At 60.9% G+C, this 15,000-nt stretch carries 17 protein-coding genes; 7 read left to right on the forward strand and 10 right to left on the reverse strand.

The features are described 5' to 3' along the window. Positions 1–130 precede the first annotated feature (130 nt). From ACF8RA_RS10130 to ACF8RA_RS10145, 4 genes are all read left to right on the forward strand, one after another. The gene (locus tag ACF8RA_RS10130; RefSeq protein ID WP_176682608.1) at positions 131–1,948 is read left to right on the forward strand and encodes a penicillin-binding protein activator; all 1,818 of its coding nucleotides are present in this window, start codon (positions 131–133) and stop codon (positions 1,946–1,948) included. After that, a complete protein-coding gene (locus ACF8RA_RS10135) occupies positions 1,948–2,319 on the forward strand; it encodes a YraN family protein (RefSeq protein ID WP_176682607.1) in 372 nt (123 codons plus the stop codon). The genes ACF8RA_RS10130 and ACF8RA_RS10135 overlap by 1 nt, the downstream gene beginning before the upstream one ends. 85 nt (positions 2,320–2,404) lie before the next feature. Further along, positions 2,405–2,998: a phosphoheptose isomerase gene (locus tag ACF8RA_RS10140; RefSeq protein WP_012053657.1), complete on the forward strand. Its 594-nt coding sequence runs from the start codon at positions 2,405–2,407 to the stop codon at positions 2,996–2,998. Beyond that, positions 2,995–3,573, forward strand: a complete 579-nt coding sequence (locus ACF8RA_RS10145; RefSeq protein WP_176682606.1) for a BON domain-containing protein — start codon at positions 2,995–2,997, stop codon at positions 3,571–3,573. The genes ACF8RA_RS10140 and ACF8RA_RS10145 overlap by 4 nt, the downstream gene beginning before the upstream one ends. Positions 3,574–3,662: 89 nt before the next feature. On the opposite strand, the gene ACF8RA_RS10150 is transcribed toward ACF8RA_RS10145, so the two are convergent. The 7 genes from ACF8RA_RS10150 to rplM all read right to left on the reverse strand — a co-directional run bounded on the left by ACF8RA_RS10150 (position 3,663) and on the right by rplM (position 8,526). Continuing rightward, a complete protein-coding gene (locus tag ACF8RA_RS10150) occupies positions 3,663–4,094 on the reverse strand; it encodes a ClpXP protease specificity-enhancing factor (protein ID WP_176682605.1) in 432 nt (143 codons plus the stop codon). Positions 4,095–4,104: 10 nt separating this feature from the next. After that, complete coding sequence (locus ACF8RA_RS10155) at positions 4,105–4,728, reverse strand: glutathione S-transferase N-terminal domain-containing protein (protein WP_176682604.1); 624 nt, start codon at positions 4,726–4,728, stop codon at positions 4,105–4,107. A 116-nt stretch (positions 4,729–4,844) separates the two neighbouring features. Beyond that, entirely contained in the window at positions 4,845–5,624 is a 780-nt protein-coding gene (locus ACF8RA_RS10160) for a cytochrome c1 (RefSeq protein WP_176682603.1), read from the reverse strand. After that, positions 5,624–6,835 carry a cytochrome bc complex cytochrome b subunit gene (locus ACF8RA_RS10165; RefSeq protein WP_176682602.1) on the reverse strand — a complete coding sequence of 404 codons (1,212 nt, stop codon included), beginning with the start codon at positions 6,833–6,835 and terminating at the stop codon, positions 5,624–5,626. The genes ACF8RA_RS10160 and ACF8RA_RS10165 overlap by 1 nt, the downstream gene beginning before the upstream one ends. Beyond that, on the reverse strand, positions 6,835–7,428 hold the full coding sequence (gene petA, locus ACF8RA_RS10170; protein ID WP_003251823.1) for a ubiquinol-cytochrome c reductase iron-sulfur subunit: 594 nt from the start codon (positions 7,426–7,428) through the stop codon (positions 6,835–6,837). Before petA ends, ACF8RA_RS10165 begins: the two co-directional genes overlap by 1 nt. Positions 7,429–7,690: 262 nt before the next feature. Further along, complete coding sequence (gene rpsI / locus ACF8RA_RS10175; protein ID WP_003251821.1) at positions 7,691–8,083, reverse strand: 30S ribosomal protein S9; 393 nt, start codon at positions 8,081–8,083, stop codon at positions 7,691–7,693. Between the two features lie 14 nt (positions 8,084–8,097). Further along, positions 8,098–8,526: a 50S ribosomal protein L13 gene (rplM, locus tag ACF8RA_RS10180; RefSeq protein ID WP_003251819.1), complete on the reverse strand. Its 429-nt coding sequence runs from the start codon at positions 8,524–8,526 to the stop codon at positions 8,098–8,100. A gap of 258 nt (positions 8,527–8,784) precedes the next feature. On the opposite strand from rplM, the gene ACF8RA_RS10185 reads away from it, so the two are divergent. Beyond that, positions 8,785–9,825 (forward strand): NADP(H)-dependent aldo-keto reductase, encoded by a 1,041-nt coding sequence (locus tag ACF8RA_RS10185; RefSeq protein WP_176682601.1) that lies wholly within the window; start codon positions 8,785–8,787, stop codon positions 9,823–9,825. A 190-nt stretch (positions 9,826–10,015) separates the two neighbouring features. Continuing rightward, positions 10,016–10,936: a GlxA family transcriptional regulator gene (locus tag ACF8RA_RS10190; protein WP_172402841.1), complete on the forward strand. Its 921-nt coding sequence runs from the start codon at positions 10,016–10,018 to the stop codon at positions 10,934–10,936. 103 nt (positions 10,937–11,039) lie between these two features. Here ACF8RA_RS10190 and zapE read toward each other — a convergent pair whose 3' ends face one another. The 3 genes from zapE to ACF8RA_RS10205 form a co-directional block, all read right to left on the reverse strand. Further along, on the reverse strand, positions 11,040–12,134 hold the full coding sequence (zapE, locus tag ACF8RA_RS10195; RefSeq protein ID WP_176682600.1) for a cell division protein ZapE: 1,095 nt from the start codon (positions 12,132–12,134) through the stop codon (positions 11,040–11,042). Positions 12,135–12,299: 165 nt separating this feature from the next. Next, positions 12,300–13,649, reverse strand: coding sequence for a tryptophan--tRNA ligase (locus ACF8RA_RS10200; protein WP_176682599.1), 1,350 nt, complete (start codon positions 13,647–13,649; stop codon positions 12,300–12,302). A gap of 25 nt (positions 13,650–13,674) precedes the next feature. Further along, positions 13,675–14,310, reverse strand: a complete 636-nt coding sequence (locus ACF8RA_RS10205) for an alpha/beta hydrolase (protein WP_176682598.1) — start codon at positions 14,308–14,310, stop codon at positions 13,675–13,677. Between the two features lie 135 nt (positions 14,311–14,445). On the opposite strand from ACF8RA_RS10205, the gene ACF8RA_RS10210 reads away from it, so the two are divergent. Further along, entirely contained in the window at positions 14,446–14,883 is a 438-nt protein-coding gene (locus ACF8RA_RS10210) for a YhcB family protein (RefSeq protein ID WP_010952432.1), read from the forward strand. Positions 14,884–15,000 lie beyond the last annotated feature (117 nt).

Consider the following 15,000-nt stretch of genomic DNA (forward strand, 5'->3'; position numbering starts at 1 on the left):
GGGCGTAAAGAACTTCGCCGGCGATCAGGAACAAGCCACCTATAGTGAAGGATCGACACAGCAACATCGCGCCCCGGCCAGTGCTTGGGTACAATTGCCGGCCAACTTGATCGAGTAACAGGACCTTTACATGATCGCTTGCCTGCGGCTGCTCACAGCCCTCTGCCTCGCCGCCCTGCTGGCAGCCTGCGCCAGCTCGCCCTCATCCAGCCTGGGCGAACTGCCACGCACCCCGGACGCCAGCATCGAGCAACTGCTCGAAAAGGCCGCTTCCAGCAAGTCTGCGGAAGACGCCGCTCTGCTGCGCCTGAGCGCGGCCGATCTGGCCTACAAGCAGAAGGACTTCCCACGCGCCGCACGCATTCTCGAGCAGGTCCAGCTGGACACACTCAAGCCGGCCCAGCAAGTATTCGCCAGCACCCTCGCGGCCGAACTGGCCATGAGCCGCAACCAGCCCAAGGCGGCCCTGACCGCCCTGGCCCACCCCAGTCTGCAGCGCCTTGCCGAGCTGCCGCCAGAGCAACAGGCGCGCACCTATACCGTGCACGCCGCCGCACTTGAAGCCGATGGCCAGGCCCTGGCTGCCGCACAGCAGCGCATACTGCTGGCGCCACTGCTCAGCGGCCAGGCGGCCAGCGCCAACAATGACGCCACCTGGGCCCTGGTCGCCTCGCTGCCTGCAGAGCAACTGCAGCAGCCAACCAACGATCAGACACTGGCCGGCTGGACCAGCCTGGCGTTCGCCGTGAAAAGCGCCGGCACCCTGGAGCAGCAGCAAGCAGCCATCGAGGCCTGGGTCAAACAGCACCCGGACCACCCTGCCGCCCAGCAACTGCCGGTGGCACTGATCAAGCTCAAGGAACTGGCCAGCCAGCCGCTGACCAGGATCGCCCTGCTGCTACCTCAGGAAGGCCCACTGGCCGGTGTTGCCCGCGCACTGCGTGACGGCTTCATGGCCGCTCACTTCCAGGCCCAGCAAACCGGCCAGCCAGCGCCTGCGGTGCAGGTGTTCGACAGCTCGCGTATCGGCTCGCTGGACGACTTCTATCGCCAGGCCCAAGCCGCCGGCGTGCAGCTAGTCATCGGCCCGCTGGAAAAACCATTGGTCAAACAACTGGCCGCCAAACCACAACTGCCGATCACCACCCTGGCCCTGAACTACGCTGACGCCGGCCAGAAGGCGCCGCCACAGTTGTTCCAGTTCGGCCTGGCTGCCGAAGACGAAGCCCGTGAAGTCTCCCGCCGCGCCCGCGCCGATGGCATGGTCCGCGCCGTAGCCCTGGTACCGAGCGGCGAATGGGGTGACCGTGTCCTGGCCGCCTTCCGCCAGGACTGGGAAGGCAATGGCGGAACCCTGCTCGCCGCCGAACGCATCGCCCAGCCGGTCGCCCTGGCCCAGCAGATTGCCGACCTGTTCCAGCTACGCCAGAGCGAAGGCCGCGCCAAGAGCCTGCAAAGCACGGTAGGCGGCCGCATCGCTGCACAACCGTCGCGCCGTCAGGACATCGACTTCATCTTCCTCGCCTCGACCCCACAACAGGCGCAGCAGATCAAGCCGACCCTGAACTTCCAGTACGCCGGTGACGTGCCGGTCTATGCCACTTCGAACCTGTACAGCGCCAGCGGCGACGTCAACCAGTACAATGACATGAACGGCATCCGCTTCTGCGAAACACCGTGGCTGCTCGACACCAGCAACAGCCTGCGTCAACAGGTTGTACAGCAGTGGCCGCAAGCTGCTGGCAGCCTCGGCCGCCTGTATGCCATGGGCGTCGATGCCTACAGCCTGGCACCGCGCCTGGGCCAACTGAAAGCGCTACCGGACAACCGCATCCTGGGCCTTTCGGGCAGCCTGAGCATCAATGCCAACCAGCGCGTCGAGCGCCAGCTGCCATGGGCCGAGTTTACCGGCGGCCAGGTCAAGCGCCTGCCTGACACCGTGCGTTGATGGCCTCAGCATCGCCAACCAGCGCCGGGCAAGCGGCAGAAACCCAAGCCCTTGAGTACCTTCAAGGGCAAGGGCTGCAGTTGCTGGCACGCAACTGGCGATGCAAAGGCGGTGAGCTTGATCTGGTCATGCTCGACGCCGATACAGTAGTATTCGTCGAAGTCCGCTACCGCTTGCACGCGGCCTTCGGAGGCGCCCTCGACAGTATCGACGGGCGCAAGCAGAAACGGTTGGTGCTTGCTGCCAGCCTGTTCCTGCAGAAGGAGGCTCACTGGGGCAACCACCCCTGCCGCTTCGACGTAGTCGCCCTGCAGGGCAGCCACCACGCAGGCAGACCGCTTCAATGGCTGAAAAACGCCTTCGAATGCTGAACCCACTTTGTTTTTTCGCTCTATGTATCGCGGGCTGGTCGTTGTTGCGCGTAGCAAAGGCCACCGCCCCACTTAAGGTCACCAGATGGACATGCAATCCCGAATTCGCCGGCTGTTCGAGGCCAGCATCGAAACCAAGCAACAGGCAATGGACATCCTGGCACCGCACATCGAGCAGGCCAGCCTGGTCATGGTCAATGCGTTGCTCAACGAGGGCAAGATGCTCGCCTGCGGCAACGGCGGCTCGGCCGGCGATGCCCAGCACTTTTCATCGGAGCTGCTCAACCGCTTCGAGCGCGAGCGCCCCAGCTTGCCGGCCATCGCGCTGACCACCGACAGCTCGACCCTGACCTCGATCGCCAACGACTACAGCTACAACGAAGTCTTTTCCAAGCAGATCCGCGCCCTGGGCCAGCCCGGTGACGTTCTGCTGGCGATCTCCACCAGCGGCAATTCGGCCAACGTGATCCAGGCGATCCAGGCCGCACATGACCGCGAAATGATTGTCGTAGCATTGACTGGTCGCGACGGCGGCGGCATGGCTTCGCTGCTGCTACCCGAGGACGTGGAAATCCGCGTGCCTTCGACAGTTACCGCGCGCATCCAGGAAGTCCACCTGCTGGCGATCCACTGCCTGTGCGATCTGATCGACAGCCAACTGTTCGGGAGTGAAGAATGACCCCTATGCGCCTCGGCCTGATGGCCCTGACCCTGTGCCTGAGCGTCACTGGTTGCAGCTCGGTACTCACCTCCACCCGCAATTCGCCGATCGAGGACGATCGCGGCACGCGCACCATTGGTAGCAAGATCGACGACTCGCTGATCGAAACCAAGGCCGCCGTGAACATTTCCAAGGCCAGCCCAGACCTGGACAAAGGCTCGCACATCGTTGTCAGCAGCTACAACGGCATCGTCCTGCTGGCCGGCCAGACCCCGCGCGCCGACCTCAAGAGCCTTGCAGAGCAAACCGCCAGCCAGGTACAGCGCGTCAAGAGAGTGCACAACGAGCTGCAAGTGATGCAGCCTTCCTCCATTCTGGCGCGCAACAACGACGCCTGGCTGACCACCAAGATCAAGGCTCAGATGCTGACCGACAGTGCCGTGCCCAGCTCGCGCATCAAGGTGATTACCGAAAACGGCATCGTCTACCTGCTTGGCCTGGTCACCCGTCAAGAAGCCAACTCGGCCACTGCCGTGGTGCAGGGCGTGTCGGGCGTGCAGAAGATCGTCAAGCTGTTCGAGTACATCGATTGAATCAGTGATTGCCTGCGCGGGCCTCTTCGCGGGTAGTCCCGCTCCATCGCAGACACAAAAAAGGCGACCCATCCGGATCGCCTTTTTTGTTACTTGACCACTTTCAGGCTTGGCCGGCCAGTCGGACGCGGCGGCTGCCCTCCATCGTCTGGCGGGCCATCGCCATCCGGCTGTACATCATCGTCTTCCAGCTCGTCGCCATCCATCAAAGGCGGCTCCAGCTCGAAAACCATACCCTGGCCATTTTCGCGGGCGTAGATACCCAGGATGGCACCAACCGGCACGAACAGCGAGTGAGCCACGCCACTGAAGCGCCCCTCAAAGCTGACTGCGTCATTGTCCATGTGCAGGCTGCGCACGGCACTTGGCGAGATATTCAAGACGATCTGGCCATCGCTGGCGAAACCATCCGGCACCTGAACTTTCGGGAATTCGGCATTGACCAGCATATGGGGCGTGCAATCGTTGTCGACGATCCACTCGTACAGTGCTCGAACCAGATAGGGGCGACTGGAGTTCATCAACGGCTCCTTAAAGCTTGCGCATTTCACGTTCTACGGAGGACAGGCTCGCCTGGAAAGGCTCGCGGGCGAACTGGCGCTCCATGTAATCCAGCAGCGGCTTGGCTTGCCGCGGCAACTCGATACCCAACACCGGCAAACGCCAGAGTATGGGCAATAGACAGCAATCGACCAGGCTTTGCTCATCACTCATGAAGCAGACGAACTCGCTGAACAACGGCGAGACACCGGTCAGGCTTTCGCGCAAGGCCTTGCGCGCCTCGGTTCGGGCAGCTTCACTGCTACGCGGGTCAAGTACGGTATCGGCCAAGGCACACCAGTCGCGCTGGATGCGATGCATCAGCAGACGGCTGTTGCCACGCGCAACCGGGTACACCGGCATCAGCGGCGGGTGCGGGTAACGCTCCTCGAGGTATTCCATTACCACGGTCGATTCATACAACGCCAGGTCACGGTCGACCAAGGTCGGCACGCTGCCATATGGGTTGACCTCGACCAGCTTCGGCGGCAGGCGGGCGGGATCGACATCGATAAACTGCACGCTGACGCCCTTCTCGGCCAAAACCAGGCGCACCCGATGAGAATAATGATCAGCGGGATCGGAATAGCAGGCTAACCTGTTGGTTGCGCCCATGTAGCGGCTCCTCGCACGGATGCTTGTGCAACTTTAAATGAAAACGCGCCCGGGGTGACCTGGCAATACTGCTAGGCCACCCCGGGCGCGTTCAACAACCAGAAACTACTGCGTGATCAGTGCACGTCCTTCCAGTATTCACGCTTGAGCAAGTAGGCGAATACGAAGAAGAAAGCCAGGTACAGCAACACATAGGTGCCGATGCGCTGGCTCTCCAGCTTGACTGGGTTGGCCGAATAGGCCAGGAAGGTCACAAGGTTCTTGACCTTCTCGTCGAACTGCTCGGTCGTCAGGGTACCGGAATTCGGCGTAATGGTCAGCTGATCACAAGCTTCATGGGTCAACGGGCTGCCGGTCAACGGGTCGAATTGCTTCTTGCCATCGACCACAGTCTGCACCTGCTTGCAACCTACCACCTGGTTGCCTTGCAGACCTACCAGCACGTTAGGCATGCCGACGTTCGGGAATACCTTGTTGTTCACCCCGTAAGGGCGCGATGGGTCCTCATAGAAGCTGCGCAGGTAAGTGTAAAGCCAGTCGGTACCGCGTACGCGGGCCACCAGGGTCAGGTCGGGCGGCGCGGCACCGAACCAGGTCTTGGCGTCGCTGGGCTTCATGCCGATCTGCATGTGGTCACCAATCTTGGCACCCGTGAACACCAGCTTCTCGAGCATCAGCTCATGCGGAATCCCCAGGTCATCAGCCACCCGCTCGTAACGCTGGAACTTGGCACTGTGGCAACCCATGCAATAGTTGGCGAAGGTACGCGCACCGTCCTGCATGGCGGCTTTGTCAGTCAGGTCGATATCGACCTTGTCCAGCTCCAGGCCAGTTTCGGCAGCGAAGGAAAAGGCAGGCATCACTGCCAGCAAAAATACTGCAATCAACTTTTTCATCAGCCAGTCACCCTTTCCGGAACCGGTTTGGTCTTCTCGAGCCTTGTGTAGAACGGCATCAGCAGGAAGTAGGCGAAGTACAGCACCGTGCACACCTGCGACAACAAGGTACGCCCAGGTGTCGGTGCCAGTACGCCCAGCACGCCGAGGATGACGAAGGACACGCAGAACACCAGCAGGAAGGCCTTGCTGATCCAGCCCTTGTAACGCATGGAGCGCACCGGGCTGCGGTCGAGCCAGGGCAACACGAACAGCACGGCGATGGCCGCCCCCATGGCAATGACGCCCATCAGTTTGTCAGGCACCGCACGCAGGATTGCGTAGAACGGCGTGAAGTACCACACCGGCGCGATGTGCTCTGGGGTCTTGAAGGCGTTGGCCTGCTCGAAGTTAGGTTTCTCCAGGAAATAACCGCCCATTTCAGGGAAGAAGAACACCACGGCGCAGAACACGAACAGGAACACCACCACGCCGACAATGTCTTTGACGGTGTAGTACGGGTGGAACGGAATACCATCCAGCGGAATACCGTTTTCGTCCTTTTTCTTTTTGATGTCGACGCCATCAGGGTTGTTCGAACCCACTTCGTGCAGGGCGAGGATGTGCAATACCACCAGGCCAAGAATCACGATTGGCAGGGCAACCACATGCAGGGCGAAGAAGCGGTTCAGGGTGATGCCCGAGATCAGGTAGTCACCGCGGATCCACTGGGTGAGGTCATCACCGATCACCGGGATGGCACCGAACAGCGAGATGATCACCTGGGCCCCCCAGTACGACATCTGCCCCCATGGCAGCAGGTAGCCCATGAACGCTTCAGCCATCAGCGCCAGATAGATCAGCATGCCGAACAACCAGACCAGTTCGCGTGGCTTCTGATAGGAGCCGTAGAGCAGGCCGCGGAACATGTGCAGGTAGACCACGATGAAGAACGCTGACGCCCCCGTGGAGTGCAGGTAGCGCAGGATCCAGCCGTATTCCACGTCACGCATGATGTACTCGACCGAGGCGAACGCCTCTTCCGCCGAAGGCGTGAAGCTCATGGTCAGCCAAACGCCGGTCACGATCTGGTTGACCAGCACCAGCAATGCAAGCGAGCCAAAGAAGTACAGGAAGTTGAAGTTCTTGGGTGCGTAATACTTGCTCAGGTGGTCTTCCCACATCTTGGTGGCGGGGAAGCGAGCATCAATCCAGTCCATGAACTTGCTCATCATGCGTTCTCCTGGTCGACGCCAATGACGATGATCTCGTCCGACTCATAAGAGTGTGGTGGCACGGGCAGGTTGAGAGGCGCCGGCTGGGACTTGTAGACACGGCCAGCCAGGTCATAGTGGGAGCCGTGGCACGGGCAGAAGTAGCCACCAACCCATTTCGGCCCAAGGTCAGCGGGTGCCACTTCCGGTCGGAAGGTGGGCGAGCAGCCCAGGTGCGTGCACAGACCAACGAGAATGAGAATTTCCGGTTTGATCGAGCGAACCTCAGGGTCGACGTACGCTGGCTGTACCGAGGCCTTGGACTCGGGGTCGGACAGGTCACCCGTGATTTTTTTCAGATTGCCAAGGATTTCCTCCGTTCGCCGCACGATGAATACGGGCTGGCCACGCCACTCGGCCACCATCTGCTGCCCGGCCTCGACCTTGGCGATGTTGACCTTCACCGGTGCACCCGCGGCTTTCGCCTTGGCACTGGGAAACCATGACCCCACGAACGGTACCGCAGCCCCCACTGCCCCCGCCGCCCCGACCACGGATGTCGCGGCTACGAGGAAGCGGCGCCGGCCTGCGTTGACGCCGTCATTGCTCATTCAGTCCTCTCCCATCAGCTTGCTTGGCCAGTTGGACCTGGCCTGTACTTAGGTTGTGTCAATGGCACTAAAAATTGGCCGCCATGGTAAGAAACAAATCCACACACTGACAAGGTGATTACCCCGGCAAGGGCGACAACCCACGCTTTGCTTGATCTGCGTCTATGCGACAAGCGGCCACTGACTGCTGACAGGTTAGTTCAAGCCCAAAAAAAAAGCCCGGTTCCAAGGAACCGGGCTTTTTTCGACTGCCGAAGCGGTATTAACGCTTGGAGTACTGAGGACGCTTACGCGCTTTACGCAGACCCACTTTCTTACGCTCAACTTCACGAGCGTCGCGGGTGACGTAGCCAGCACGACGCAGAGCGCCACGCAGGGTTTCGTCGTATTCCATCAGAGCGCGGGTGATACCGTGACGGATCGCACCGGCTTGACCGCTGACACCACCACCGGAAACGGTGACGTAGATGTCGAATTTCTCAACGGATTCAGTCAGCTCGAGCGGCTGGCGAACAACCATGCGAGCGGTTTCGCGACCGAAGAACACGTCCAGAGAACGGTTGTTGATGGAGATGTTACCAGTACCCGGACGCAGGAATACGCGAGCGGTTGCGGTCTTGCGACGGCCAGTGCCGTAATTTTGAGTCGCCGACATAATGAACTATCCCGTTAGATCTTCAGTTCTTGAGGCTGCTGAGCAGTGTGTGGGTGAGCAGCACCCGCGTACACTTTCAGCTTACGGTACATGTCGCGACCCAGCGGGTTCTTAGGCAGCATGCCCTTGACCGCAGTTTCGATAACACGCTCAGGGGCCTTGGCGATCAACTTCTCGAAGTTGATTTCCTTGATACCGCCTGGGAAACCGGAGTGGGAGTAGTACATTTTGTCGGAAGACTTGGCACCAGTCACACGAACCTGCTCGGCGTTGATAACGACGATGTAGTCGCCGGTGTCAACGTGAGGGGTGTATTCTGGTTTGTGTTTGCCACGCAGACGGGTAGCGATTTCGGTAGCCAGACGACCCAGGGTCTGGCCAGCGGCGTCGACTACGAACCACTCGCGCTTTACTGTTTCCGGTTTAGCAGTAAAAGTTTTCATTCTCTAAAGCCTCAGAGGCCGCCCAGCGAAAAATAGACGGCGAATCTTACTGGATAGTGCACAGCTTGCCAAGGGCAAGCGCGCAGCCGAACACAGACGCTTTTGGGGGCTCGGGTCGGGCACGCCAATGTTCGACGGGGTTCTTCCTGCGTGATGGTGCATCACTTCCGCCACGCGGAGAGGGGCTGAATTATCCAGATTGCGCGAAAAATTTCAACCTGCTTTGATGAGCATCCATTGCCAAGGAGTGACTAACCGATGGAATACCGCCAGCTCGGCCGTACCGATCTCAACGTCAGCGCCCTGTGCCTGGGTACCATGACCTGGGGCGAGCAGAACATCCAGGCCGAGGCCTTCGCACAAATTGCCCGGGCCAAAGCCGCCGGTGTCAACTTCATCGACACCGCCGAGATGTACCCGGTCCCTCCCCGCCCGGAGACCTACGCGGCCACCGAGCGCATCATCGGCAACTGGTTCCGCGAACATGGCGACCGCGACGCGTGGATCCTGGCCAGCAAGGTTGCAGGCCCGGGCAACGGCATCAGCCATATCCGCGACGGGCAGCTCAAGCACAACCGTCAGCACATCGTCGCGGCGCTGGACGAGAGCCTGAAGCGCCTGCAGACCGACCGAATCGACCTGTACCAGTTGCACTGGCCAGAGCGCAGCACCAACTTTTTCGGCAAGCTGGGCTACCAGCACCTGCCGCAGGATCACTTCACCCCACTGGAAGAAACCCTCCAGGTGCTCGACGAGCAGGTACGTGCGGGCAAGATCCGCCACATCGGCCTGTCCAACGAAACACCGTGGGGCACCATGAAATTCCTGCAATTGGCCGAGAGCCATGGCTGGCCGCGGGCGGTATCGATCCAGAACCCGTACAACCTGCTCAACCGCAGCTTCGAGGTGGGCCTGGCAGAAGTGGCCATACGCGAACAGTGTGGCCTGCTGGCCTATTCGCCGCTGGCCTTCGGCATGCTCTCGGGCAAGTACGAGAACGGCGCACGGCCGGACAATGCACGCCTGACCCTGTTCAGCCGCTTTGCCCGTTACTCCAACCCACAGACCGTGGCGGCCTGCAGCCGCTACGTGCAGCTGGCCCGCGAGCACGGCCTGGACCCGGCGCAAATGGCCCTGGCGTTCGTCACCCGACAGCCGTTCGTGACCAGCAACATCATTGGCGCCACCAGCCTGCAGCAGCTGGACAGCAACCTGGCCAGCCTTGAACTGAACCTGAGCGCCGATCTGCTGACAGCGATCGAAGCCATTCATCAGGAGCAACCCAACCCGGCGCCTTGATCCAAACACTGCGCCCCGCCTCGCGCCGCTGCTCCATGGGGTAGACACAATCGCCAAAAAATAAGACGATCCAGCCGGTGATTGACCACTCTACCCTATAAGAACAATGACAATGATGTTTACCCAACCCTCAGCGTCGCTGCGGCGCGTCAGCATCCTGGCCATTGACAAGGTGTTTGCTTCGACCTTGATGCAGGCCAAGGACTTCTTCCACCTCGCCAGCCTGCGCTACAGCAAGCAGCTGGGCCTGGGCTTGCAGCCCATGTTCGAAATCCGCCTGGTGAGCCCCGACAGCCAGCCCGTGGACAGCTTCAGCAATGTGCAGTTACCGGTTGACGGCGGCCTGGACGACGCTGATGTGATCATCCTTCCGGCCTACTGGGATGATTTCGACAACCTGCTGCAACGTTATCCACAGGTGCTGCCGTGGCTCCGTGAACAGCACGCGCGTGGCGCGGTGCTGTGCGCCGAGGCCAGTGGTGTGTTCTGGCTGGCCGAATCCGGTCTGCTCGATGGCAAGGAGGCGACCACCTACTGGCGCTTCTTCAACAGCTTTGCCGAACGCTTCCCGCAGATCCGCCTGAACCAGGACAAGCACCTGACCGATGCCGACAATATCTATTGCGCCGGCGGTGCAACTTCAGCCTGCGACCTGTACATCTACCTGATCGAACGCTTTTGCGGCGCCAACGTGGCCCGTGCGGTGTCCCGCGATATCCTTTACGAAGTGCAGCGCAACTACACCCCGGGGCGCATGGGTTTTGGCGGGCAGAAGCTGCACCAGGACCTGATCATCCTGCAGATCCAGCACTGGCTGGAGGAGCACTTCGCCGACAAGTTCCGCTTCGAGGATGTGGCTCGCAACCACGGCATGAGCATCCGCAACTTCATGCGCCGCTTCCAGGGCGCAACAGGTGACAAGCCGCTGCACTACCTGCAACGGCTACGCATCGAGACAGCCAAGGGGTTGTTGTCGAGCACGCGCAAGAGCATCAAGACCATCAGTTACGAGGTGGGGTATGACGATGCCAGTTTCTTTGCGCGACTGTTCCGCCAGCACACCGAGTTGTCGCCGAACCAGTATCGGCAGCAGTTCATGCAGGAGGCCTGAGAGGCTTCCAGAGCAGCAGGCTTCGCGCTTGAAGCGACAAGGAAAAACCAGAGCGGATCGCGCATTGCCCTGAATTTTCCTTGCCGTCTGAAGCTTGCTGCTGTTAAGGCTTGTGCGCGCGCGCCAGGAATTCGTGCGACTGCATCTCCAGCAACCGGCTCAGGGTACGCTGGAACTCGAAGCTCAGACGCCCACCGGTATACAGGTCCTTCAACTCCACCTCGGCCGAGATGATGAGCTTGACGTTGCGATCGTAAAACTCGTCCACCATGTTGATGAAGCGGCGGGCGATGTCGTCGGTGGTGACACCCATCTGCTCCACGTTGCTCAGCAATACGGCGTGGAAGATCTTGCCCAACTCAATGTAGTCGTTCTGGCTGCGCGGCCCGTCGCACAGGGCGCGGAAATCGAACCAGGCGACGTCGTCGCAAGTACGCAGGGCATTGATCGGGCGGTTCTCGATCATCAGCACGTCGTTCTCGATCGCCTGGGTGCACTCAGGGGTGAGCGCCTTGAAGCTGGCGCGCATGCTCTGGTGCGCCGCGTCATCGAGCGGGAAGTGGAACAGTTCAGCCTGCTCCAGGTGACGCAGGCGGTAGTCGACCCCGCTATCGACGTTAACCACGTCGGTGTACTGCTTGATCATGGCGATGGCCGGCAGGAAGCGCGCACGCTGCAGGCCGTCCTTGTACAGGCCGTCCGGCACGATGTTGGAGGTGGCCACCAGCGACACGCCATTCTTGAACAGCTCTTCCATCAAGGTGCCGAGGATCATGGCGTCGGTAATGTCCGACACGAAGAATTCGTCGAAGCAGATCACCTTGGCTTCTTCGCTGAAGCGCCTGGCAATGATGGTCAGCGGGTTCTTCTCGCCCTTGAGGGTTTTCATTTCCTCGTGCACACGCTTCATGAAGCGGTGGAAGTGCGTACGCATCTTCTGCTTGAACGGCAGCGCTTCGTAGAAAGTATCAACCAGGTAGGTCTTGCCTCGCCCTACCCCACCCCAGAAGTACAGGCCCTTGACCGGGGTCTGCTCCTTCTTGCCGAACAGCTTGCCGAACACGCCCGGCTTGTTGTTCTGCGCGTGCACCAGGTCGTCGTACAGGCGCTGGAGGTGACGCACCGCAGTTTCCTGCGCCGCGTCATGGAAGAAGTCGGGACGTTTCAGATCTGCTTGATAGCGTTCTAAGGGAGTCATGATTCGTTAGCGAGGCAACAAAAAACGGGCCGTCACTGTAGCGACAGGCCCGCTTAATGGCAATCAGTCTGTGGGAGCGGGCGTGCCCGCGAACACCGGCAAAGCCGGTGCCATGCACCGCGGCGCCTGTTTCGCGGGCACGCCCGCTCCCACCGTTTGGCAGCCTCAGTCCTGCTGTGGTGCCAAGGCTTCGTTCAGGCTCTGAATGGCCGCATCACGGGCTTCAGCGTTGTCGAACTGCGGCCCTTCGGCGACCTGCTCGCCATTGAGCCACAGGCCGAAGCTCAGGCCTTCGACGCGGACATCGGCCTCGCCACCCTGCTGCAACTGCTTGCTCACGGCGCCGGCACTCTTGCCGTCGGCGAAGCTGCGCGACAGCAGCAGTTGCTCACCGTCAGCGGCCAGCAGGCGGAAACGGAAGCTGCCGTCTTCGTCACGGAAGCTGACGAAGCGTGCGCTCTTGGTGGCTTTTTTCTTCACTTCGGTGCTGGCCTGCACGCTGCTGCGGAACGAACGCAAGCCAACGGCCTCGCGCAACTGCTCGAGGAACGGCGTGGCGATCTTGCGGGCCTTGGCGGCGCCGGCCAGCAGGATGTCTTCCAGGTCCGCCGGCCGGGCAATCAGCTGGTGATAGTACTCGCGCTTCTCGGCCAGCTGGCCGTCCAGCAGCTGGAACAGGCGCTGCTTGGCATCGCCCCAGCCCAGGCCCTGCAGCAGCTCTTCGCGGAAACCGGCGCATTGTTCAGGCGTGGAGAAGGCCTGGTACAGGGTGAACAGGTGCGCGTTGTCCGGGTCTTTCGCCTCACCTGGCGCGCGCGAATCGGTGACGATGCGCGAGATGGCGTCTTTCATGTCCTTGGCGCTGGTGAACAACGGGATGGTGTTGTCATAGCTTTTGGACATCTTGCGCCCGTCCAGGCCCGGCAGAGTAGCCACGCTTTCCTCGATCACCGCCTCCGGCAAGGCGAAGAAGTCCTTGCCCTGACCGAACAGGTGGTTGAAGCGCTGGCCGATATCGCGGGCCATTTCCACGTGCTGGATCTGGTCACGGCCGACCGGCACCTTGTTGGCGTTGAACATCAGGATATCGGCGGCCATCAGCACCGGGTAGCTGAACAGGCCCATGGTCACGCCGGCGTCCGGGTCTTCGCCGCTCTCGACGTTCTTGTCCACCGAGGCCTTGTAGGCATGCGCACGGTTCAGCAGGCCTTTGGCAGCAACGCAGGTAAGCAGCCAGGTCAGCTCGGGGATTTCCGGGATGTCGGACTGGCGATAGAAGGTCACCTTGTCCGGGTCCAGGCCACCGGCCAGCCAGGTGGCGGCGATTTCCAGGCGCGAACGCTGGATGCGCAGCGGGTCGTCGCACTTGATCAGGGCGTGGTAGTCGGCCAGGAAGTAGAACGAGTCGACACCGGGCTGCTGGCTGGCACGGATCGCCGGGCGGATGGCGCCGGCGTAGTTGCCCAGGTGCGGAGTGCCGGTGGTGGTGATACCGGTAAGAATGCGCGTGGTCATGGGTGTTCGCTTATTCAGGCTTGGCTCAGTTCGAAAGGCGCGGCAGCAGCAGATCCTTCAGATCGGTCAGCTTGCCATGGAAGAAGTGTCCGCATTCTGCCACTTTCAGCAGCTCATGGGGACGCGACAGGCTGTCGGACCATTCGTAAACCAGCTGCGGCGCGACGACTTCGTCGGCGTCCGGCTGCACCACGGTGATCGGGCAGCGCTGCGGCAGCGGAAATTCGGCGGTCAGGCGCATGACTGCCGGGGCGATCATGAACAGGTGCTGCAACTCGACACCTGCTGCTTCAAGGCGCCCGGCCAGGCTGGTGGCAACGAAACCACCGAACGAAAAGCCCATCAGCACCAGCGGTAGCCCGGGGTGCCTGGCACGCAGCCATGCTGCAGCTGCCTCTGCATCGGCCACTTCACCAGCGCCCATGTCATGGCTGCCAGCACTTTGCCCGACGCCACGGTAGTTGAAACGCAAGGTCACATAACCGGCATCACGTGCGGTGCGCTGCAGGGTCGAGACAACCTTGTTGAGCATGGTGCCGCCCTGGACCGGGTTAGGATGGCAGATCAGCACCGCGCCACGGGCTTGCGCCACGTCGAGGTACAAAGCTTCAAGCTGGCCGCAAGGGCCATCGATGAACAAGGGGGTTTCGCGGACAAGCAAGGCACTACTCCGTGACCTCGGGAAGGGTCGATTCGTCTAGGTGTGAAATTCTGTTCTGATTTGCGATCGCTCGCGGTATACAGCGCAGGTCTGAGCCGTTAACGTAAAGCAAAGCCGTTTATAGAGGAAGGACTCGTGGAACTCTCGCTCCTTGTTTGGTTGTTGCCAACCCTGGCCCTGGTCATCGGTGTGGCAGTCGGTTTCATTGTTGCCCGCCTGCTGCCCAATGCGGCGCCGAGCAACACCCAGCGTCAACTGGATGACATCCAGAAGCGCTTCGACAGCTACCAGAACGAAGTGGTCACCCACTTCAACAGCACCGCCATGCTGGTCAAGAAACTGACCCAGAGCTACCAGGACGTACAGGATCACCTGGCTGAAGGCGCCAACAGTCTGGCCCTCGATGACGTCACTCGCCAACGCCTGCTGGCTGCGCTGCACTCCGATGCACCGCAAGGCCCGCGTGACCGCCTGACCCCACCTAAAGACACCGCCGAAGTGCCGCGCGACTATGCGCCGAAAGCGCCCAACTCGCCAGGCATGCTGGATGAGAGCTACGGGCTCAAGCGTTGATCTGCTGAACATGCAAAAGGCCTCGCAAGAGGCCTTTTTTGTGGGCTGGATTCACTGGCCCCTTCGCGGGCACGCCCGCTCCCACAGGTACACCACAGCATGTGAAACTTGTGGAAT

Source organism: Pseudomonas sp. FYR_5 (assembly GCF_043106315.1).
GTDB classification, from domain to species: Bacteria; Pseudomonadota; Gammaproteobacteria; order Pseudomonadales; family Pseudomonadaceae; genus Aquipseudomonas; species Aquipseudomonas putida_Y.